The sequence below is a fragment of the Leucobacter alluvii genome (genome assembly GCF_039530485.1).
Lineage (GTDB): Bacteria > Actinomycetota > Actinomycetes > Actinomycetales > Microbacteriaceae > Leucobacter > Leucobacter alluvii.
The window spans coordinates 182,506-202,763 of the sequence record NZ_BAAAOP010000006.1 but is presented as its reverse complement, the minus strand read 5'-3'; the positions used below and the strand labels follow the sequence as shown (position 1 = coordinate 202,763).

At 68.9% G+C, this 20,258-nt stretch carries 20 protein-coding genes; 6 read left to right on the top strand and 14 right to left on the bottom strand.

Features of this window, described 5'->3' with window-relative positions; all coding sequences use genetic code 11:
• Positions 1 to 163: 163 nt before the first annotated feature.
• From ABFX18_RS09470 to speB, 4 genes are all read right to left on the bottom strand, one after another.
• Positions 164 to 814, bottom strand: coding sequence for a cyclase family protein (locus ABFX18_RS09470; protein WP_346058146.1), 651 nt, complete (start codon positions 812 to 814; stop codon positions 164 to 166).
• Position 815: 1 nt separating this feature from the next.
• Complete coding sequence (locus tag ABFX18_RS09465) at positions 816 to 2,240, bottom strand: purine-cytosine permease family protein (RefSeq protein WP_346058145.1); 1,425 nt, start codon at positions 2,238 to 2,240, stop codon at positions 816 to 818.
• Between the two features lie 2 nt (positions 2,241 to 2,242).
• Complete coding sequence (locus tag ABFX18_RS09460) at positions 2,243 to 2,701, bottom strand: nuclear transport factor 2 family protein (protein ID WP_200332570.1); 459 nt, start codon at positions 2,699 to 2,701, stop codon at positions 2,243 to 2,245.
• A gap of 88 nt (positions 2,702 to 2,789) precedes the next feature.
• Complete coding sequence (speB, locus tag ABFX18_RS09455; protein WP_346058144.1) at positions 2,790 to 3,737, bottom strand: agmatinase; 948 nt, start codon at positions 3,735 to 3,737, stop codon at positions 2,790 to 2,792.
• Positions 3,738 to 3,851: 114 nt separating this feature from the next.
• Here speB and ABFX18_RS09450 point away from each other — a divergent pair, with 114 nt between their 5' ends.
• Positions 3,852 to 4,433 (top strand): helix-turn-helix domain-containing protein, encoded by a 582-nt coding sequence (locus ABFX18_RS09450; RefSeq protein WP_346058143.1) that lies wholly within the window; start codon positions 3,852 to 3,854, stop codon positions 4,431 to 4,433.
• A 289-nt stretch (positions 4,434 to 4,722) separates the two neighbouring features.
• Here ABFX18_RS09450 and ABFX18_RS09445 read toward each other — a convergent pair whose 3' ends face one another.
• The 3 genes from ABFX18_RS09445 to ABFX18_RS09435 are packed head-to-tail and all read right to left on the bottom strand — an operon-like array spanning position 4,723 to position 7,519.
• Positions 4,723 to 5,841 carry a zinc-binding dehydrogenase gene (locus ABFX18_RS09445; protein WP_346058142.1) on the bottom strand — a complete coding sequence of 373 codons (1,119 nt, stop codon included), beginning with the start codon at positions 5,839 to 5,841 and terminating at the stop codon, positions 4,723 to 4,725.
• Between the two features lie 2 nt (positions 5,842 to 5,843).
• Entirely contained in the window at positions 5,844 to 7,352 is a 1,509-nt protein-coding gene (locus ABFX18_RS09440; protein ID WP_346058141.1) for a purine-cytosine permease family protein, read from the bottom strand.
• The gene (locus ABFX18_RS09435) at positions 7,349 to 7,519 is read right to left on the bottom strand and encodes a hypothetical protein (RefSeq protein ID WP_176698380.1); all 171 of its coding nucleotides are present in this window, start codon (positions 7,517 to 7,519) and stop codon (positions 7,349 to 7,351) included. The genes ABFX18_RS09440 and ABFX18_RS09435 overlap by 4 nt, the downstream gene beginning before the upstream one ends.
• A gap of 212 nt (positions 7,520 to 7,731) precedes the next feature.
• Here ABFX18_RS09435 and ABFX18_RS09430 point away from each other — a divergent pair, with 212 nt between their 5' ends.
• Entirely contained in the window at positions 7,732 to 8,781 is a 1,050-nt protein-coding gene (locus ABFX18_RS09430; RefSeq protein WP_346058140.1) for an Lrp/AsnC family transcriptional regulator, read from the top strand.
• On the opposite strand, the gene ABFX18_RS09425 is transcribed toward ABFX18_RS09430, so the two are convergent.
• The 5 genes from ABFX18_RS09425 to argF form a co-directional block, all read right to left on the bottom strand.
• The gene (locus tag ABFX18_RS09425; RefSeq protein WP_346058139.1) at positions 8,669 to 9,463 is read right to left on the bottom strand and encodes a nitrilase-related carbon-nitrogen hydrolase; all 795 of its coding nucleotides are present in this window, start codon (positions 9,461 to 9,463) and stop codon (positions 8,669 to 8,671) included. The genes ABFX18_RS09430 and ABFX18_RS09425 overlap by 113 nt on opposite strands.
• 7 nt (positions 9,464 to 9,470) lie before the next feature.
• Positions 9,471 to 10,796, bottom strand: a complete 1,326-nt coding sequence (tyrS, locus tag ABFX18_RS09420) for a tyrosine--tRNA ligase (protein WP_346058138.1) — start codon at positions 10,794 to 10,796, stop codon at positions 9,471 to 9,473.
• Positions 10,797 to 10,936: 140 nt separating this feature from the next.
• Positions 10,937 to 11,386 (bottom strand): hypothetical protein, encoded by a 450-nt coding sequence (locus tag ABFX18_RS09415; RefSeq protein WP_346058137.1) that lies wholly within the window; start codon positions 11,384 to 11,386, stop codon positions 10,937 to 10,939.
• Positions 11,387 to 11,393: 7 nt separating this feature from the next.
• Positions 11,394 to 12,842, bottom strand: coding sequence for an argininosuccinate lyase (gene argH, locus ABFX18_RS09410; RefSeq protein ID WP_346058136.1), 1,449 nt, complete (start codon positions 12,840 to 12,842; stop codon positions 11,394 to 11,396).
• Positions 12,843 to 12,859: 17 nt separating this feature from the next.
• Positions 12,860 to 13,783, bottom strand: coding sequence for an ornithine carbamoyltransferase (argF, locus tag ABFX18_RS09405; protein ID WP_346058135.1), 924 nt, complete (start codon positions 13,781 to 13,783; stop codon positions 12,860 to 12,862).
• Positions 13,784 to 13,918: 135 nt separating this feature from the next.
• Here argF and ABFX18_RS09400 point away from each other — a divergent pair, with 135 nt between their 5' ends.
• From ABFX18_RS09400 to ABFX18_RS09390, 3 genes are all read left to right on the top strand, one after another.
• Complete coding sequence (locus tag ABFX18_RS09400; protein ID WP_176698382.1) at positions 13,919 to 14,056, top strand: hypothetical protein; 138 nt, start codon at positions 13,919 to 13,921, stop codon at positions 14,054 to 14,056.
• A 76-nt stretch (positions 14,057 to 14,132) separates the two neighbouring features.
• A complete protein-coding gene (locus tag ABFX18_RS09395; RefSeq protein ID WP_090151524.1) occupies positions 14,133 to 14,555 on the top strand; it encodes a DUF6941 family protein in 423 nt (140 codons plus the stop codon).
• 64 nt (positions 14,556 to 14,619) lie between these two features.
• Positions 14,620 to 15,384 carry an HAD-IIB family hydrolase gene (locus tag ABFX18_RS09390; RefSeq protein WP_346058134.1) on the top strand — a complete coding sequence of 255 codons (765 nt, stop codon included), beginning with the start codon at positions 14,620 to 14,622 and terminating at the stop codon, positions 15,382 to 15,384.
• Between the two features lie 69 nt (positions 15,385 to 15,453).
• On the opposite strand, the gene ABFX18_RS09385 is transcribed toward ABFX18_RS09390, so the two are convergent.
• Positions 15,454 to 16,998, bottom strand: coding sequence for a malate:quinone oxidoreductase (locus tag ABFX18_RS09385; protein WP_346058133.1), 1,545 nt, complete (start codon positions 16,996 to 16,998; stop codon positions 15,454 to 15,456).
• Positions 16,999 to 17,028: 30 nt separating this feature from the next.
• Entirely contained in the window at positions 17,029 to 18,351 is a 1,323-nt protein-coding gene (gene radA / locus ABFX18_RS09380; RefSeq protein ID WP_090151533.1) for a DNA repair protein RadA, read from the bottom strand.
• 117 nt (positions 18,352 to 18,468) lie between these two features.
• On the opposite strand from radA, the gene ABFX18_RS09375 reads away from it, so the two are divergent.
• Positions 18,469 to 20,247, top strand: coding sequence for a bifunctional 3'-5' exonuclease/DNA polymerase (locus ABFX18_RS09375; protein WP_346058132.1), 1,779 nt, complete (start codon positions 18,469 to 18,471; stop codon positions 20,245 to 20,247).
• Positions 20,248 to 20,258 lie beyond the last annotated feature (11 nt).

Sequence of the window (20,258 nt, the reverse complement as noted above, 5' to 3'; positions counted from 1 at the left end):
ATCCCGGGCGTGTCCCCGCATGAATCCGCCAATTCACCCACACGACACCCCACCGACACCCCAACCGACACCGGGCTGGAATGGGGCAAAAGCTCGCCAAACCCGTCGGAATGCCCGTTTTCCGGGCGCGTCGCGGCCGGCCGGTCGCCCGGCTCGCGCGTTCTCACTCCACGAAGGCGAGGGCGCGGATGGGAGAACCGTCGCCCGCGGCGATCCGCAGCGGGATGAGCGACATCTCGACGACCTCGGGCAGCGACGTCAGACGCGCGAGGTTCTCGACGATGACGCCGTCATTCCCCAGCCAGAACTCGTGCACCGGCATACCGGCCTCGAGCGACGCTGCGTCAGTCGGATCGGGGCTGAAGCAGTCGACACCGAGCACGCGCGCGCCGCGCGCCCAGAGCGTCCGCGCGAGATCCAGCGACACCGACGGGTGGGCGCCCGCTGCCTCTCCCCCGAAGTGCACGTCCCACCCGGTGGCGATGCACACGATCGGCGGCAGGTGATCCGGAAGCGGCTCGGCGAGGCGATCCGCCGTGATCGACTCCCCCGCGGCTGCCGGCGACGGGCCCACACGCAGCACCCGCGCGGGGCCCGTCACCAGTTCGAGCGGGATCTCGTCGACCGTACGGCCGCCCACGACGGAGTGCGCGGGTGCATCGAGATGCGTGCCGGTGTGCGACCCCATGTCGAGTCGCGCCACCGCCACCCCGTCAGCGCCGACCGTGAGCGCCGGCGCGATCCTCACCTCGGGGTCACCGGGGTACACGGGCATGCCGGTGCTGACCGGGTGGCTCAGGTCGACGACGGCCATGTCAGTCTCCGAGCCGGAGCGCTGCGGTCTCGTCGGCGCCGTCGAGCAGGTGCCCGGTCGGCTGGGAATCGCGCGGATCGATGAGGCCGAGGCCGGCGCGACGGCCGATCCCGAGCATCAGACCGAGATAGAGGCCGAAGCTGATGACGAATGCGGGAATGTTCGCGCCGATGGGGCTCGGGGCGACGTACGCCAGCACGTAGGAGAGCACGGCTCCGATCACCCACACGATCACAGCGATCCAATTGACGCCGCCGCGGTACCAGTAGCGGCTCTCGGGGCGCTCATGCAGGATCTGGCGGGAGTAGCCCCGCCGCTTCAACAGGTAGTAGTCCGCGATCATGATCGCGAATACCGGCACGAAGAAGGCGCTGATGATGAAGAGGAAGTCGGTGAACTGGTTCAGCAGGCCGAGGAATGTCGAGCCGATGATCGAGACGATGCCGAGCACGATGGCCGTCGGGAGGAAGCGGAGGTGCCATCTGGACTGCGCGTTCACCACCGAGGTCACCATTCCGAAGACCACCATCGTGTTGGTGGCCATGACGGAGAGGAAGATGGCGATGCCGAGCGGCCAGCCGAATTCCGCGACGATCACCGACGGGTCGAACGGCGTCGCTTCGTCGCCGCGCAGGAGCACGGTGCTGAAGGCGACGAGCCCCAGGAACATGGCGATGGTCGTCGACAGCGTGTATCCGATCCCCGAGCCGACGATGCCCGCAGTGCTGCTCTTCGCATGCCGATTCATGTCGGCCGAGAGCACGGTCCACGAGATCGCCGTCGCGATGACCATGTCGAGCGTGATGAACGGAGTGCCGCCGAGAGACGCGTCCACGGGCAGCGCCGCGAATTCGCCCGGGCTGAAAGCGCTGAAAGCTGCAGTGAATACGAAGCCCATCACGATGAGGATCGCGAGGGCGAGCCAGGGCTCGACGCGCGAAATGCCCGTATGCCCGAAGATCGCCAGCACGACGACGATCGCCTGGCAGAGTGCGGAGAAGAGCATCGGGTTCGAGAAGCCGGTCGCCTCGTGCACGAGGTAGTTCACCGTCACACCGGCGAGCATCGCCTGCACCCAGCTCCAGCCCATCAGGATGATGAGATTCGCGACCGCGGGGAGGATGCTCCCGCGAATGCCGAAGGATCCGCGTGTCAGCGCCATCGTCGGAAGCCCGGTGCGGGTCCCCATGTTGCCGATGAGCACGAGCACGACGACGCCGATGAGCGTGCCGACCACGATCATGGCGCTCGCGGTGCCGAACGACACGGATGGCGTGAAGAGCGTACCGGTCAGGAGGGTGGTGACCACGAGGTTCGCGGCCAGCCAGATCATGCCGATGTGCAGCAAGGACTGGGTGCCGCGCACCGGGCCGGCGGACTCATGCTGGCCGTCGAGGGTGACGGCCATGGTCTCGGGACTGGTCATGATCAGAGCGCCGTATCGATCGCGGCGGCTGCAGCGGACTCGGGCGTTCCCGCTGCGATGGCAGACGGCACCGTGGAGAGATGTTCGTGGATCGCGATGAGCCCGTCGGGCTGAGCGCCGTCGGCGCGGAAGATGATGCTCTCGCGCTCGACGTACGAATCGGGGCCCTCATCGGAGTCGATGCTGGTCGCGACGGTGTGGCTGAACACGGCACCGCCGGGGAACGTCTGCACCAGCCGGTCGGTGGAGGTGCACGAGGTGACGCGCCACCCGGAGGCGACCCAGCCGCCCCAGAGCGCTTCGTACTCGGCACGCGAGTCGAGCCGCGCGGCCTCGGGATGGAAGATGAAGCTCGCGTCGGCCGCGAAGCCGGCGAAGTACGCCTCAGTATCGGTCGCGGCGAACGCCTCGATGATGGCGTCGGCCGCGGCGATGACCGCTGCCTGGTCCGGGGTGTGCATGGGTGCCTCCATTGGCGTGTCTGACTGGGTGGAGCAGGCGGGGCGCGTCACGGCGACGGGCCCCGCCTGCTGGGGAGCGGATGCGGGATCAGCCGCGCGCTGCCATGGCGCTCACGAGTTCGTAGACGACGTGGCTCGCGGCCACCGCGGTGATCTGCGCGTGGTCGTATGCCGGGGCGACCTCGACGACGTCGGCACCGACGATGTGGAGGTCGGCGAGCCCGCGGATGAGACGGAGCATCTCGCGGCTGGTGAGTCCGCCGGCCTCGGGCGTGCCGGTGCCCGGGGCGTGAGCCGGATCCAGCACGTCGATGTCGATGGAGATGTAGAGCGGCTTGTCGCCGACGCGCTCGCGAATCTTATCGAGCGTCGCGGGAATGCCGTGCTCTTCGACGAACTCGCTGGTGACGATCTGGAAGCCGAGCTTCACGTCGTCTTCGAGGTCGCTCTTGCCGTAGAGCGGCCCGCGGGTGCCGCCGTGCATGGAGGCGGTGAGGTCGATGAGACCCTCCTCGGACGCCCGGCGGAAGGGGGTGCCGTGCGTGGTGGGAGCGCCGAAATAGGTATCCCAGGTGTCGAGATGCGCATCGAAGTGCAGCACGGCGACGGGGCCGTGCTTCTTGTTGATCGCGCGCAGCAGGGGCAGTGCGATGGTGTGGTCGCCGCCGATGGTGACGATCTTGTCCACGCGCTCGCCGAGCTCGGTCGCCGCCTCTTCGACCTGACGCACGGCCTCATCGAGGCTGAACGGGTTCGCCACGATGTCACCGGCGTCGACCACCTGCTTGACGTTGAACGGCGAGACGTCTTGCGCAGGGTTGTACGGACGGAGCAGGCGCGACGCTTCGCGCACGTGCGACGGGCCGAAACGCGCGCCCGGGCGGAAGCTCACGCCCGAGTCGAAGGGCACGCCCACGACGGCGATGTCGGCGGACGGAACGTCTTCGATGCGGGGCAGCTTCGCGAACGTGGCGATGCCTGCGTACCGGGGGGTCTGGCTCGCGTCGACGGGGCCCTGAGGCGTGTGAGAGGTCACGATGCGACTCGTCCTTCCAAAGTTGCGTATAAGTAAACAAGTGAGTTCTATGGGTGAACTCGCATTCACTATAGGCTGGAGTTCGCAGAGAGGTCAACGGGAAGGCGGCACCGCATGCGACCGATCCACCCGACCGCAGCGGTCGAGGCGATTCGCATCGGCGCCAAGCTCCGATCGTCCCGTCTCGCCCAGGGCCTCACACTCGAACAGCTCGCGCGGGCCACCGGTCTCACCAAGGGGTTCATCAGCCGCGTCGAGCGCGACGACACCATGCCGAGTGTGCCAACCCTCGTGCAGCTCTGCCAAGCGCTCTCGATGCCGATCGGCAACCTCTTCGAAGAGCCCGCGCTGCAGCTCATTCCGCTCGACACCGCACCCGCCATCAACATGGGCGGCACCGGTGCCGACGAGCGCCTCGTCACGCCGCGCTCGGAGGACCGCGTCCAGGTGCTGCGATCCACCCTCGCGCCCGAGGCGAGCGGGGGCGACCAGCTCTACACCGTCAACTGCAGCCTCGAGTCGCTGCACGTCATCTCGGGCGACCTCGAGATCACGTTCGCCGATCGCCAGGTCGCGCTGCAGGCCGGGGACACGCTGACCTTTCCCGGTCGCGCGCCGCACACCTGGTGCGCCGGATCCGCTGGCGCCGAGGCCGTATGGGTACTCGTCCCGGCCGCCTGGAGCGGCTCCGCCTGATCCGTTCGGGCGGGATCCGGCGGATTCTCGGCGGCGGATCCTCGGCGACGGATCCACGGCGGCTGCACCGCGGCCCGCGCTCCCGCGGCCCGCGTCCCCGCGCCCCCGCGCCCCGCGCTCCCGCGGCCCGCTCCCCGCGCCGAAAGCGCGATTCAGCACCTTCCCAAGTGGGGAACGGTGCCGAATCGCGCTTTCGAGCAGTCGAGCAGTCGCAGCGAGCAGTCGCAGCGAGCAGTCGCAGCGAGCAGGGGCGAAGCGAGCAGTCGCGGCGGCGAGTCGCCCGGCCCGGCTACTCCCCGAAGAGGATCACGCTGCGCGTGCGCTCCCCGCGCCGCATGGCGTCGAAGGCTTCGTTGACCTCGTCGAGTCCGACGCGCGCGCTGATGAGGTCGTCGAGCGGCAGCGCACCGGAGAGGTAGGCTCCGGCCACGCGCGGGAAGTCGCGCGCGGGAACGAGTCCGCCGTAGTTCGAGCCGATGATCGTCTTCCCCTCATACGCGAGCAGCAGACCGTCGATCTCGACGCTCTGCCCTTCCGGCGGCAGGCCGACGAATACGGCACGGCCGCCGGGCCGGATCAGTTCCGGCAGCTGCTGCATCGTCTGCACGCGGCCGATCGCCTCGAAGGCCACGTCGGCCCCGCCACCTGTGGCTTCGCGCACCTGCTCTACGAGATCGTCGCCGCTCAGCACGGTGCGTGTCGCCCCGGCTCGCGTGGCCTCGGCGAGCTTTGCCTCCGACACGTCGACCGCCACGATCGGGTTGGCTCCCGCGAGACGCAGCGCCGAGATGATGGACAGCCCCACGCCGCCGGCGCCCACGACCACCGCGGACTCACCCGCGACCACGCGGGCGTTGTTGGCCACTGCGCCGTAGCCGGTGCCGACCGAGCATCCGATCAGGCTGGCCACGTCGAACGGCACGCGCTCGTCGATCTTGATCGCCGCGAACTCCGGCACGACGATCGCCTCAGCCATGGCACCGGTCGCCAGGTACGGGTAGGCCGCGGCGCCGTCGGCTCCGTCGCTCCACCGGGTCGTGCCGTCGGGCAGCAGCGAGTCGTTCGATTTGGCCCGCGTGCACGCCCAGGGCTTGCCCCCCGCGCATTCCCCGCACCGCTGGCAGGCCTGGTGCCACGCGATGACCACGTGGTCTCCGATCTCGAGCCCGCGCACTCCGGCGCCCACGGCTTCCACGACTCCGGCGGCCTCGTGCCCCATGACTGCCGGCAGCGGCACCTGCCATTCACCGTCGAGCACGTGCCGATCGGATCCGCAGACGCCGGCCGCGCGCACCGTGACGCGCACCTCGCCGTGCTCGGGGCCCGCCAGGGTCATCGTCTCGACCGACAGCCGGTCACCCTCGGTGCCGCGGTAGACGGCGGCGCGCACCTGCTTCGGCTCAGTCATCGTTACTTCCTTCCGGCGGCCGCGAACGGATCGGTCTGGCCGTACGCGCCGCGGCCGCGGCGCACGTAGAGCAGCCAGTTGAGGAGGAGGTAGACCGCGATCGCGATGCCGATGGTCGGCACGGTCGCCGTCGCGTATCGGAAGATCGGCAGCGTCTCGAGGGTGATGGGGTTGTACACCCAGAGGTAGAAGATCGAAGCGGTCGCGACTGCGATCATCGCGGCGAGGTTCACACCGCCGGTGAAGCGCAGCGGATCTTCGACCCCGGTCGCGTAGAGCGCCCGCACGGGAACGTTCTGACGGCGGAGGATCAGGTAGTCGGCGATGATCACCCCGCAGATCGCGGCGATGAACGCTCCCGATATCACGACGAACGTCATGAACTGCCCGTACATGAAGCTCGGGAACAGTGCGAGCACCGCCGGGAAGAACAGGAAGACGGCGCACAGCGCCGGCCATCGGAGTCGGGAGAGCGCCCGTCCGCTCGACTGCTTGATCGCGAGGACGGTCGAATACGCGATCGACGCCATGCTGGTGACGTTCGCGAACCCGACGAACAGCAGCGTGAGGATGCCGAGCACGGGGCCGCCGAGCGGCACCATCCAGGCGGTCGGGTCTGCGGCCCCGAGCATGAGCGCTGCGGCCATGCCGACCAGCTGAGCGACCACTGTCCCGAGGAAGATCCCTCCGTACGCGGGCCACAGCGCCGCCTTCGGGCCGCGCGTCAGTCGGGCGAGCGTGCCCATCACGGGCCACCACGACAGTCCCGCGCCGAGATTGAATTCAACGGCCATGGCGAAGTTCAGGGTTTCGTCCTCGAACGGGGCCAACGGCTCGGCCGCGAACAGGTCGGCCCAGGAGTGCTGCGACATGAGGAGCACCATCATGAGTGCCACGATGATAAGGAGGCCGGGTGCGACGAAGCGGTTGAGCTTGCTGATGGCGACCGGGCCGCGTGAGAGCAAGAACCAGCCGCCCAGGATGGCCGCGAGCGCGAAGATCGTGACGACGGGACCTTCGACGTTGAACTCCGTGCCGAACGCCTGGTTCGAGATCTCGGTGAACGCGCGGCCGAACATGATGCCGAGCAGCGAACTCCACCCCATCTCGGTGACGAGCACGACCGTGAACACGACGATGGCGACGCCGACGGCGCCGAAGACCGACTTCAGTGCGCGATACTGCTCCACGCCGAGACGCTGGCTGAGCAGCACGCTGCCGAGCACCATGATGGCGAGTCCGAGCGTATTGCCGAGGAGCATCGCCGCGATGCCGTCGCCGAATCCGACGAGCAGCACCGTCGAACCGCCCGTGAGAAACGCCCACGTTGCGATGGCCAGGCTGAGCGTCACCCAGCTGAAGTCGGTGGCGCGCCAGGTGCGTTCGCTCTTCGTCAGCGGTAGCGATCCGAAGGTCGCCTCCTCGGCGACGGCCGCTTCGACGCGCAGCGCCTGCGTCTCGGTGAGCTCGGAGGCTGTTGCGCTGGGACGCTCGTCTGCGGCCCCGCTCACAGCACACCCGCGATCCACGAGGCGAGTGCGATGACGCCGACGACGCTCAGGAAGAGCGCGAGGCTGCCGCCGCCGAGCCTGGCGTGCACCGGGTCGTCCGCCTCGACCGTTTCGATGTGCGTCAGTCGACGCTCGAGCTCTTCAGCGAGCCGAGTATCCGTGTTCATGGGACAGACCTCCTTGTGTATCCGTGTGATCCCGCTTCCGCTCACGCGGAGAACGGAGCCAGCCTAGGTGACTTCGGGGCATTTCGTTCGTCGTCCGGTCGCACCGATGCGCAAACGGCCGGAGAACGGACAGAATGTGCGCGAGACCCGTAGAATGGCGCCTCTGGGCTGCGCATCTGCGCAGCCCGATCGAGGCGGCTAGGGAGTCAGCGATGGAGCATCCGGTCGAATCTGCTGAACTGCGCCGGCGCGTGCTCCGCGGTCTGCGAGAGAACGGACGCGCGAGCTATTCGCGGATCGCAGCTGAGCTCGGTGTGAGTCGCCGGCAGGTGACCCAGATCGTGCAGAGCGCGATCACGCGCGGCGAGCTGCGGTTGACCGTGTCGATCAGCCCCGATCTGCTGGGGCTCGAGCGCTTCGCCTACCTGCAGCTCTCCGTTTCCGGGCCCATCGCTCCGGTCAGATCGGCCCTCGCGGCGATGCCAGAGTCGACCTTCGTCGCCGACATCAGCGGCCACTACTCGATCGACGTCGAAGTGCGCGTCGGCGCGGACCCGCACCTGCGCTCCACCGTCGACCGGGTGCGAGAGCTGCCCGGGGTGCAGGAGGTGCGCACGCATCTGTACGAGAGCATCGAGGTCAACCGGTACTCCCCGCTCCGCACCGGACGAACGTCGTTCGTCGTCGACGAGGCCGACCGTGCGCTCGTGAGTCACCTGCAGCGCAACGGTCGCGCTTCGTTCCGCGAGCTCGGAGAGGCGGCGGGCATCTCCCCCAGCGGTGCGCGTCTCCGCTTCGAGCGTCTGACGCGCGACGGAGCGGTGAAGGTCGTCGGCATTCCGGTGCGCGGCGCGCTCGCGTCGCCCGATGGAGCCGGGGCCGCCGATCGCGTGGAGACCCCGTCCATCGGAGTCGGTGTGAAGATCCGGGGCAGGATCTCGGCCGCACTCTCGAGTGTGCGTTCCCTCGACCCCGAGTTCATCGCGACCACCATCGGAGACTACGACCTCATCGTGACGCTCTCCGCCGACAGCTACGAGGAGCTCCTCGATCAGGCCGACCGGTTGCGCACACTCCCCGAGGTCGAGCGCATCGAAACGTGGGCGAACCTCAGGATCGTGAAGGAGCAGTACGGCGAGGGCGATCGGCTCAGCGCCAGCCCGCGTACACCTCTGGCCGACGATCCTGCAGATACAGCGCGCCAGCACCCACCGACGGCCGACCCGGGTCGGAGGCCTCGGGATCCGGCACATCCACGATGAGCAGTTCGGGATCGGCGCCGGACGCTCCGAGCACCGCGCCCTCGAATCCGGCGACCACGCTCAGGCCCGCGAAGATCCCTCCGGCGTGATCGGCGTAGGCGACGACGATGCGGTTCTCGGCGGCGCGAGCGCGCACGAGCAGCTCGGGCACGTACGCCGAGTCGCCGTCGATCGCCGTTGGCACCAAGAGCAGATCGGCGCCGTTCGCCGCCGCGAAACGGGCGGGCTCGGGGAACTCGATGTCGTAGCAGATCTGGAAGGCGACGCGCCGCCCGTTCCAGTCGGCGATGCGGGGAGGATCGGCAGCCGGGGTGAAGGCCAATCGTTCGTCGGCGCCCCACAGGTGCACCTTCTCGTAGCGCAGCACGTCGTCGCCGGCGGCGTCCCAGAGGCCCGCGGCGATGGCGAACGTGCCGTCCTCGCGGGCGAGCGGGAACCCGGCGGCGATCGCGACCCCGGTCTCGCGCGCGATGGAAGCGAGTGCGCTCGGGATATTTTCGACGCGTTCGGCGCTCAGCCATTCGGCGAGCTCGGCAGGCGCGTACCCCGTCACGAAGAGCTCAGGTGTGAGCAGCAGCTCGGCACCGGCCCTCCGGGCGTCGGTCGCGGCCGTGCGAATGGCGGCGAGGTTGGCCTCGGGGTCGAGGGGCGTCGCGGACGCCTGCAGCAGAGCGATGCGCATCGGAACCCTACTTCACCACGACGCCGGCGAGCGTCTTCTTGCCTCGGCGCAGGACCGCGATCGCGCCGTGCAGCAGATCGTCGCTCTCGAGCACGCGATCCTCGGACTCCACCGCAGCGTTGTTCACGTACACTCCGCCCTGCGAGATCGCGCGTCGAGCCTCGCCGAGGCTCTTCACGAGTTCCGTGTCGACGAGGAGTTGCGCGACCGGCGTGCCGATCGATCCGGTCGCCTGGGACAGCTCGGAGACGGCGCCGCGCAACGATGACTCGTCGAGCGCGGTGAGGTCTCCGCGGCCGAACAGCGCCTCGGATGCGTCGATCGCACCCTGCACCGCCGCAGCCCCGTGCACGAGCGTCGTCACTTCGAGCGCGAGACGCTTCTGGGCGGCGCGCTTGAAGGGCTCGGTTTCGACCTGGCGCGCGTAGTCTTCGATCTCGTCGCGCGACAGGAAGGTGAAGACCTTGAGACGATCGACGACGTCGGCGTCGGCCTGGTTCAACCAGAACTGGTAGAAGGTGTAGGGCGAGCACATCTCCGGGTTCAACCAGATCGCGTTGCCCTCGCTCTTGCCGAACTTCGTGCCGTCGGCGTTGGTGATCAGCGGCGTTCCGATGGCGTGCGCCGAGGCGCCCTCGACCTTGCGGATGAGTTCCGTGCCGCTCGTCAGGTTGCCCCACTGATCGCTGCCGCCCGACTGCAGCTTGCAGTCGTACTGCCGGTACAGTTCGAGGAAGTCGAGGCCCTGCAGGATCTGGTAGCTGAACTCGGTGTAGCTGATGCCCTCGTCGGAGTTCAGCCGCTTCGCGACGATGTCCTTCTTGATCATCGTGCCGACACGGAAGTGCTTGCCGATCTCGCGGAGGAAATCGATCGCCGAGAGCGGCGCAGTCCAGTCGAGGTTGTTGACGAGCCTGGCGGCGTTCTCGCCTTCGAAGCTCAGGTATCGGGAGACCTGCTGGCCGAGCGAGTCGACCCACTCGGCGACGGTCTCACGCGAATTGAGCACCCGCTCCGCAGTGGGGCGCGGATCGCCGATGAGCCCCGTCGACCCGCCGACCAGACCCAACGGCCGGTGCCCGCGCAGCTGCAGGCGGCGCATGAGCAGCAGCTGCACGAGATGCCCGAGGTGCAGGCTGGATGCCGTCGGGTCGAATCCGCAGTAATACGCGAACGGTTCGCCCTCGAGCAGCGTCGACAGTGCTTCCGCGTCGGTCGACACATGGATCAGCCCGCGCCACTCCAGCTCTTCCCACAGGGTGGCGAAGCTGTCGTCGTTGCGCTGGGCGGCCAGTATCTCGGTGCGATCGTTCAGTTCAGACACGCCTGTCATCGTACCGCCTGACGCTCATGGACCGCGCGTCCCGGTCTTCGTGGAGCGCGCGTCCGTGAGAGATCCGACGTCCGTGAGGGCTGAACATGCTCATTCGCCTCACCGGAGCCGTTGTTCCTCCCGGGGAGAGCGCGCGGGAATCACTCGTGACGGCGGCCTCGACCGCGCCTGCTGTACACAGCGCGGACTGCGCTGCGCACAGCGGCTGCGACAATCGCGAGCGCACCGCCCCAGATCAGGATCGCCAGAACCCACAGGGATCCCGACCTGCGGCCGCTGCCGAGCGCTTCGCCCCAGCCGGTTCCGGCGGCGTGCAGCGCCACGGGCCCCAGCGACATGACGGCGGCCCCGACGAGGAGCAGCACCCAACCCGCCGGGCCCGGGGAGCGCTTGCCTCGCGCATCGGCGGGACCCATTGTGAAGACCGCGCCGCCCATGATCGCGAAGCCCGCGCTCACCGCGGCGAACCCCCACCCCGTTGGATCGTCGCTCGAGATCGCCACGGCGGCCATCACGACCGCGAGCACGCCGAAGAATGCGACCGAGAGACCGACGACCGCTAGCGGGTTGCGCGGCGCTCTCGCACTCACCGGAGACTCAGGCCCGGAACTCAGCAATCTGCTCGGCGAGCCGGGCGAGCTGCTCGTCGACGCGAACGCGAGCGGTGCCGCCGGCCCCCACGCGCGAGTTCACAGAGCCCTCGATGGTGAGCACCTCCCGCACTGCCGGAGTGAGGTGCGCCGAGATCGACGCGAGTTCGGCATCGCTCGGTTCGTGGAGCTCGATGCCCCGCTCCTCGCAGTGACGCACGAGTTCACCGGAGATCTCGTGCGCGTCGCGGAAGATCACGCCTTGCTTCACAAGCCACTCGGCGACGTCGGTGGCCAATGAGAACCCCTGCGGGGCGAGCTCGGCCATCCGCTTCGTGTCGAACGTGAGCGTCGCCACCATGCCGGTGAACGCGGGGAGCAGTACCTCGAGCTGGCCGATCGAGTCGAAGACCGGTTCTTTGTCCTCCTGCAGATCGCGGTTGTACGCGAGCGGCAGCCCCTTCAGCGTCGCGAGGAGGCCGGTCAGGTTGCCGATCAGACGCCCGGACTTTCCGCGAGCCAGCTCGGCGATGTCGGGGTTCTTCTTCTGCGGCATGATGCTGGAGCCGGTCGAATAGCCGTCGTGCAGGCGAACGAAGCCGAACTCCTTGGTGTTCCAGAGGATGATCTCTTCGGAGAGCCTGGAGAGGTCGATGCCGATCTGCGCGGTGATGAAGGCGAACTCGGCGACCACGTCGCGAGCCGCGGTGCCGTCGATCGAGTTCTCGAGCGGATCGCCGAGTCCGAGTTCGGTCGCGACGAGCCGGGGGTCGAGGCCGAGCGAGGAGCCGGCGAGGGCGCCGCCGCCGTAGGGCGAGGCGCTGGCGCGGGACGCCCAGTCGCGGAGACGCTCCAGGTTGCGGACGATCGGCCAGGCGTGCGCCGCGAGCTGGTGGGCCAGCAGCACTGGCTGAGCGTGCTGCAGATGGGTGCGGCCGGGCAGGATCGCGTCGGGGTGCGCCGCCGCCTGGTCTGCGATGGCGTCGAGCAGGTCGAGCAGCATGCCGCGGATCACAGCGGCATGATCGAGGAGGTACAGACGCACCAGGGTCGCGATCTGGTCGTTGCGGCTGCGTCCGGCGCGGAGCTTGCCTCCGAGCTGCACGCCCGTGATCTCGATGAGCAGTCGCTCGAGCGCGGAGTGCACGTCTTCGTCATCCGCGGCGGGAACGGCGCGGCCGTCCGCGACGCGAGCTGCGAGCTCGTCGAGCGCGGCTCGCATCTCGGCGAGCTCGTCTTCGCTCAAATACCCGGCTGCGGCGAGCGCAGTCGCGTGCGCCTTCGAACCGCGGATGTCGTAGGGAGCGAGGATCCAGTCGAACTGCGTCGACTTCGACAGGGCTGCGAGCGCCGGCGCGGGGCCGCTCGCGAAGCGCCCGCCCCAGAGGGCGCCGCTCTCACCGGCGCGATTGCCGGCGGTCTCGGTCGGGGCGGACTGCTCGTGTTCGTTCGTCATCTCTGCTTCTCTCCGTCTTACGCCTGCGCCAGCAACCAGGTCATGAGTGCCTTCTGGGCGTGTAGGCGATTCTCCGCTTCATCCCAGACCACGCTCTGCCCTCCGTCGATCACTTCGGGCGCGACCTCGTACTCCCGGTAGGCGGGAAGGCAGTGCAAGAAGATCGCATCGCTCGCGGCATCCGCCATGAGTTCAGGGGTGACGCGATACGGGCCGAAGGTCTCGATGCGCTCGGCCTTCTCGGCTTCTTGGCCCATCGACACCCACGTGTCGGTGATCACGGCGTCAGCGCCCGAGACGGCACGCGCCGGGTCGGTGAAGATCTCCACGCTTCCGCCTGTCTGAGCGGCGATCCGTTCGGCGTCGGCGACGATGTCGGGACGCGGATGGTGGCCTTCCGGCCCCGCGATCCGGATATGCATGCCCGCGGTCGCGAATCCGAGCAGATAGGAGTGCCCCATATTGTTCGCGGCATCCCCGAGGTACGTCGCGGTGAGACCGGCGAGGTCGCCCTTCCGCTCCTGAATGGTCTGCAGATCGGCGAGGATCTGGCACGGGTGGAAGTCGTCGGAGAGCGAGTTGATGACCGGCACGCTCGCGTCGGCCGCCATCTCCTCCAGTCCGCGGTGGTCGAACGTGCGCCACACGATGAGCGACACCATACGCGAGAGCACCTTCGCGGTGTCGCCGATCGATTCCTTCACGCCGAGCTGCGCCTCACCCGGGTTCACGATGATGGGCGATCCGCCGAGCTCGGCGATGCCCGCCGCGAAGCTGAAGCGGGTGCGCGTGGACGTCTTGTCGAAGAAGACGGACACGGACCGCGGTCCCTCCAGCGGACGCTCCGAGAACGGCTCTCGCTTGAGTCGCGCGGCGAGTTCGAGGACTTCGCGCTGCTCGGCGGGGCTCAGATCGTCGTCTCGGAGAAAATATCGGGTCACCCGGTTCAGTCTAGACGCGCACCGGCGCTGCGCGAGACGAGCCGCTCGACGCCGATTCGCTCCGGGCGGGGGTCTCCTCGCGTCTCCGTCCACGGTAGGCTGAATCCGACCTGCTGCCACCCAGAGAGGCCCACGATGTTCAACAAGATCTTCGACGCCGTCGCACTGTTCTACTGCGTCGTGTTCGTCGGTACGGCTGCGGCGACACTGGCGCTCGTCGTCGTCTCCGCGGTGACCGGAGAGTCGCCGATCGATTTCTCCGGGCAGCACTAGCATCGCGCCGATCGCGCTGGGCGGTCCGCGCTGAGCAACTTCGCGCGGTGAGCGCGAGGTAGAAGAGGAGACGCATATGCGTGTCGCAGCGGCCTTTCTCGCGGATGCGGCGAACGTTCGTGAGGGAACCCTCGGCGTTCTCTCCGGCTTCATCAACACGATCAACCGCGAGGAGTACCCGGCGATGCTCGGGGCGACCCTCGTCGTGGTCGTCGAGTACGACGAGAACGAGGCGCGTCGCGGGGATCCGGATCGGTCTTTCCGCGCCCGATGCGAGCCCGCTGTCGGCGGTGCTGAACTCTTCAATGTGGAGGGCACGTTCAGCCTCGGGGGCGGCAATGACAGTTTCGGGTACATCCCGATGGTCTTCCCGCTGAACGAGGCGCGGGTGCCGTCGCCTGGCAGCTACCGCATCGTGTTCGAGGGCACCGGGCTCGAACGCGTGGACGTGCGCTTCTACGCGAACGCGACGTCGTTGCCGTCGCTGGACGACGAATAGCCGTCTCCCGAGCCGTGAGCTCCCGGCGAGCCGTCGGAGCGGCGCGACGTGGAAGAATCTTCACGTGACTCAACTCCCGCGCATCGTCGCCTTCGATCTCGACGACACCCTTGCACCCTCGAAGTCCCCGCTCGACCCCCGCATGCTCGCGGTGTTCGCCCGGCTGCTCGAACGCACGAGCGTCGCGGTGATCTCGGGGGGCAACTTCCAGCAGTTCGAGTCTCAGCTGGTGACCCAACTCGACGGGGTGGCGAGCGTGACCGAGGAGATGCTCGGGCGGCTGCACCTGCTTCCGACCTGCGGCACGAGGTATGAGCGGCGCGAGCGCGGTCAGTGGGTGACGGTGTATCAGGAGGAGCTCACTGAGCAGGAGCGCAACGACGCGTTGACCGCCCTCCGCGATGAGGCTGAGCGTCTGGGCCTCTGGGAGCGGGAATCGTGGGGGGACGTCTTGGAGGATCGCGGATCCCAGATCACCTTCTCCGCTCTGGGTCAGCGCGCCCCGGTGGAGGTCAAGCACGCCTGGGACCCGACGGGGGCGAAGAAGAGCGCCCTCCGCGCCGCAGTCGCGGTCCGCCTGCCCGGCCTCGAGGTGCGCAGCGGTGGCTCCACCTCGGTCGACATCACGCGTCGCGGGATCGATAAGGCTTACGGCATGCAGAAGCTCGTCGAATACACGGGGGTCCCGCTCAGCGACATGCTGTTCGTCGGCGATCGGCTCGACGAGGACGGCAACGACTACCCGGTGCTCGCACTCGGCGTCTCATGCCACGCCGTCACGGGCTGGGCCGAGACGGCGGAGTTCGTCGAAGCTCTCATCGCCGAGTAGCACTGGGCGACGCCGAGCTGGGCGACGCCGAGCAGCGCAGGGCGCCGCCCCGCACCGCTGGCGGGACGGTCAGGACCGCACTGCCGCCTGCTCGGTCGAGGCCGCTTCCTGCTCGGTCACGTGCTCTGCGGGCGCCGGTACGAGACCCAGGACCTGAGAGGTGTGAGCGAGCGATGCCGCAGCGAGCTCGGGATCGTGATTCAGGCCGCCCGTCTTGAGCGCCGGGATCTGCTCGGTGAACACGGACTCCCAGGTGCTCGTGAACTGCTCGGGGAAGCATTTGCGCAGCACGCCGAGCATCGCGTAGACCGCCGTCGATGCGCCGGGCGATGCGCCGAGCAGGCCGGAGATCGTTCCGTCGCCGCCGGTGATCACCTCCGTGCCGAATTGCAGGATGCCACCCTTCTCGGGGTCGTTCTTCATGACCTGGACGCGCTGACCGGCCTCGATCATCTCCCAGTCCTCGGTGCGCGCGGTCGGCATGTACTCCCGAAGCGTCTCCATCTGCTTCTCACGGCTCGCGAGGAGCTCGCCGAGCAGGTACTTCTCGAGAGCGAATTCGGTGAGTCCGACCTTGAGCATCGGTCCGAGATTGTGCGGCCGGATGGATCCGGGGAGATCCCACCACGAGCCCTTCTTGAGGAAGTTCGGGCTGAATCCGGCGTACGGCCCGAAGAGCAGGCTCTCCTCGCCGTCCACGACGCGCGTGTCGAGGTGCGGAACCGACATGGGCGGTGCGCCGACCGCGGCTTTCCCGTAGACCTTGGCCTGATGCGCGCGCACGATCTCGGGGTTGCTGGTCTTCAGGAACTTGCCGCTGATCGGGAAGCCGCCGAAGCCCTTGATCTCGGGGATGCCGGAGGACTGCAGCAGCGAGAGCGCCCCGCCGCCGGCTCCGACGAAGACGAACTTCGCGTTCACGATCGTCGTGGTATAGCCGGAGCGGTTGCGCACGTACACGTCCCAGGTGCCGTCGTCGAGCCGGCGGAGCTTGCGCACTTCTGCCCCGAGGCTCAGCCCGGCCCCCTCGGAGACGAGGTGCGAGATGAGCTGGCGGGTTACAGCGCCGAAGTCGACATCGGTTCCGCTCTCAGAACGCGTCGCAGCGAAGACCTCGTCCTTCGAACGGCGGTCGACCAGCAGGGGCGTCCACTCCGCGATCTGCTCCGGGTCCTCGCTGAACTCCATGTCGGAGAAGAGCGGCTCGGCGCGCAGCAGCTCCCAGCGGCGTCGGAGGTAGTCGACGTTCTCGGCGCCGCGCACGAACGTCATATGCGGGGTGGCATTGATGAACGAGGAGGGTTCTCCGAGGATGCCGCGCTCCACGAGTGACGACCAGAACTGACGGGAGAGCTGGAACTGCTCGTTGATGTCGATGGCCTTCGCCGCCGACAGGCTCCCGTCCTTGCCCTCCGGCATGTAGTTGAGCTCGCAGAGGGCGGCGTGACCGGTGCCCGCGTTGTTCCACGCGTTGCTGCTCTCGGTCGCGACCTCGGTGCGGGACTCGAAGATCTCGATAGACCAATCGGGCTGGACCTGCTTGATCAGCGTACCCAGCGTGGCGCTCATTACGCCGCCACCGATGAGGACGACGTCTACGGTGTTGTTGCTCACGATGTGCAAGTCTAGCTCCCTCTGACGGCCCTAGAACCCAGCTTTGCGCCTCGCGCGATCCAGGGTTTCCACTGACGCGTCGACGACCCGCACGTACCCCAGCCGGGCGGCCTCCGACGAGCGCTGTGCTCCGCTCGCGACGGGCCGCACCTCGCCGGCGAGGCTGATCTCGCCGAAAGCCGCCAGATCATGCGGGAGCGGGTGGTCGGCGATCGCAGAGAGCACCGCGAGCGCGATCGCGAGATCGGCTGCGGGCTCGGCGAGCTTCACCCCGCCGACCGTCGATACGTAGACGTCCTGGTCGTGCAGACGCGCACCGAATCTCCGCTCGAGCACCGCGAGGATCATGGCGACGCGCGACTGATCGACGCCGCTCGTCACTCGGCGGGGGTTGGGGGTCGCGCTCTTGGCGACGAGCGCCTGCACCTCGACCGGCAGCGCGCGTCGACCCTCCATCGCGACGGTCGCGCATGTGCCGCTCACCGGAGCCCCCGGGCGGCTCAGGAACAGGCCGCTCGGGTCTGGCACCTCGGAGATGCCGCGATCCGTCATCTCGAAGCAGCCGACCTCGTCGGTCGGACCGTAGCGGTTCTTCAGCGTGCGCAGAAAACGCAACGACGTGTGCCGGTCGCCCTCGAAATGGCACACCACGTCGACGAGGTGCTCGAGCAGGCGCGGGCCGGCCACCGACCCGTCCTTGGTCACGTGCCCGACGAGGATCACCGGTGTTCCGCGTTCTTTCGCCGTTCTGATGAGCGCGGCCGCGACCTCGCGCACCTGAGCCGGGCCGCCGGCCCCGCCGTCGACCTGATCGCTCGCCATCGTCTGCACGGAGTCGACGATGACGAGCGCGGGATCCACGGTCTCGATGTGGCCGAGCACGGTCGCGAGATCCGTCTCGCTCGCGAGGTACAGTGTGTCGTGCATCGCCCCGGTGCGCTCGGCGCGCATGCGGATCTGCCCCGTCGATTCCTCCCCGCTCGCGTAGAGCACGCGCGCTCCAGTCGATGCGGCGCGCGCCGCGGCATCGAGCAGCAACGTCGACTTGCCGACCCCCGGCTCCCCCGAGAAGAGAATCGCCGCGCCCGGCACGACCCCGCCGCCGAGCACGCGGTCGAGTTCGCCGATTCCCGTCTGCCGGTGCCGCACGGCATCGCCCTGCAGCTCGGTGATGGGACGCGCTTCCCGGCCGGCCGCGGGCGCGGCCGCACGCGTGGTGCGCGCGAGCGATGCTCCGGCGCGAGCTTGTTCGGCAACGGTGCCCCACTGCTGGCATTCACCGCACCGCCCGACCCACTTCGAGGTCTGCCACCCGCACTCGGTGCAGGTGTATCCGCCGCTTGATTTCGCCATGCTGCGAGCCTACTGGCGGCCACGGACATCGCGGCAGCGGGACTCCCGCGCCGAGTCGCTGGGCCGGCCCCGAGAGCATCCGGGGCGACTGTCGGCGGTCGGCACTACGGTGAGAACGTGCCCGAACTCGCCACTGCATCCTCCGCCGATGGTACCGCCGCCCGCTGGTGCGTCATCGGTCGCGACGCGCGCGGTGGCTGGGGCGCGGTCGAGCTCGCGCCCGATGGCGCCCGTTCGGCCGCGGTCTCGATCGCGTTGGATCGGCTCGCCGACTTCGTCGAGCAGCGCGAACGGGCGGCGTCGCTGCGCTGGGTCTGGCACGACACGGCTCGCCAGTACGCGCCGCTCCTCGCTGCCGGAGTGCGCGTCGAACGATGCCACGATCTCCGACTCTGCCATCAGATCCTGCGTCACGCAGGCTCCGTGGGAGAGCCGGCGCAGCTGCGGGGCGCACCCGAGTGGAACGCGCCGCCCGAGGCCGCGACCGCCCCGGTCGCGCCGCCGGCCGATGCGCCACCGACCCTGTTCGACGTGGTCGCCGAACCACGACGGTCCCGCGGGGTGCCCGACGGCCTGGCGGAGGCGCTCGACGAATTCGACCGACAGCGGTCGGCACTCGCCAGCGCGCGCGAGCCCGGGCGGCTCGGCCTGCTCCTCGCCGCAGAATCGGCGGGGGCCCTCATCGCCGCAGAGCTGTCGGCGGCCGGTGTCCCCTGGGACGTCGACGAGCACGACCGAGTCCTCTCCGAGGCGCTCGGCCCCCGGCCCGCTCCCGACGCGAAACCCGCGCGCATGCTCGAGGTGGGAGCGATGGTGCGACGCGAACTCGGGAGCCCCGACGTCCCGCTCGACTCGCCCCCTCGACTGCTGCGGGTGCTCCGGGCGGCGGGAATCGAGGTCGACTCAACCTCCCAGTGGGAGCTCGCGCAGCACGAGCACCCTGCGATCGCACCGCTGCTCCACTACAAGAAGCTCGCGCGGCTGCTGACCGCCAACGGATGGGCCTGGCTCGACGAGTGGGTGCGTGATGGCCGGTACCGGCCCCTCTACGTTCCCGGAGGCGTGGTGACCGGCCGCTGGGCGTCGAGCGGGGGCGGCGCCCTGCAGATCCCGCGCCAGTTGCGTCCGGCGCTCCGCGCCGACCCGGGGTGGACCCTCGTCTCCGCAGACGTCGCTCAGCTGGAGCCTCGGGTACTCGCCGCCATGGCAGGAGATCGCGCCATGACCGAGGCCGGCGCGGGGAAGGATCTCTACGCCGGAATCGTCGAGAGCGGCGCCGTAGCGACGCGGCAGGAGGCGAAACTCGCGATGCTCGGCGCCATGTACGGGGCGACGACCGGAGAGAGCGGACGCCTGGTTCCGCGACTGCGCCGCGCCTACCCGGCCGCGATGGATCTGGTCGACGAGGCTGCTGCGGAGGGCGCGCGCGGAGGGTGGGTGTCGACGTGGCTCGGCCGCAGCACCCAGCCGCCAGGCCAGGAGTGGGAGCACGTGCAGTCGAGCGCGAGCATGCCGGATGCGACCGGGCGGGACGAGGCCGCTGCCCGCCGCGCCGCACGGGATCGCGGTCGGTTCACCCGCAACTTCGTCGTCCAGGGAACAGCCGCTGAGTGGGCGCTCTGCTGGATCGCCGATCTTCGACAGAGGCTCGCCGCCTTCGCGCCCGTTGAGGTGTCTCAGGCCGCTCGGGCTTCGGGGCCGATCTTCAGTCGACGCCCCCACCTCGCGTTCTTCCTGCACGACGAGGTGATCGTGCACGCGCCCGTCGCCCACGCCGTCGCCGTCGCAGCCGACGTGCGCGAATCTGCGCGTGCAGCCGGTCTGCTGCTGTTCGGCGATAGCGCCGTCGAGTTTCCGCTTGATCTGCGCATCGCCGAGCGAGCCGCGAAGGAGTAGCACCGCTCCCG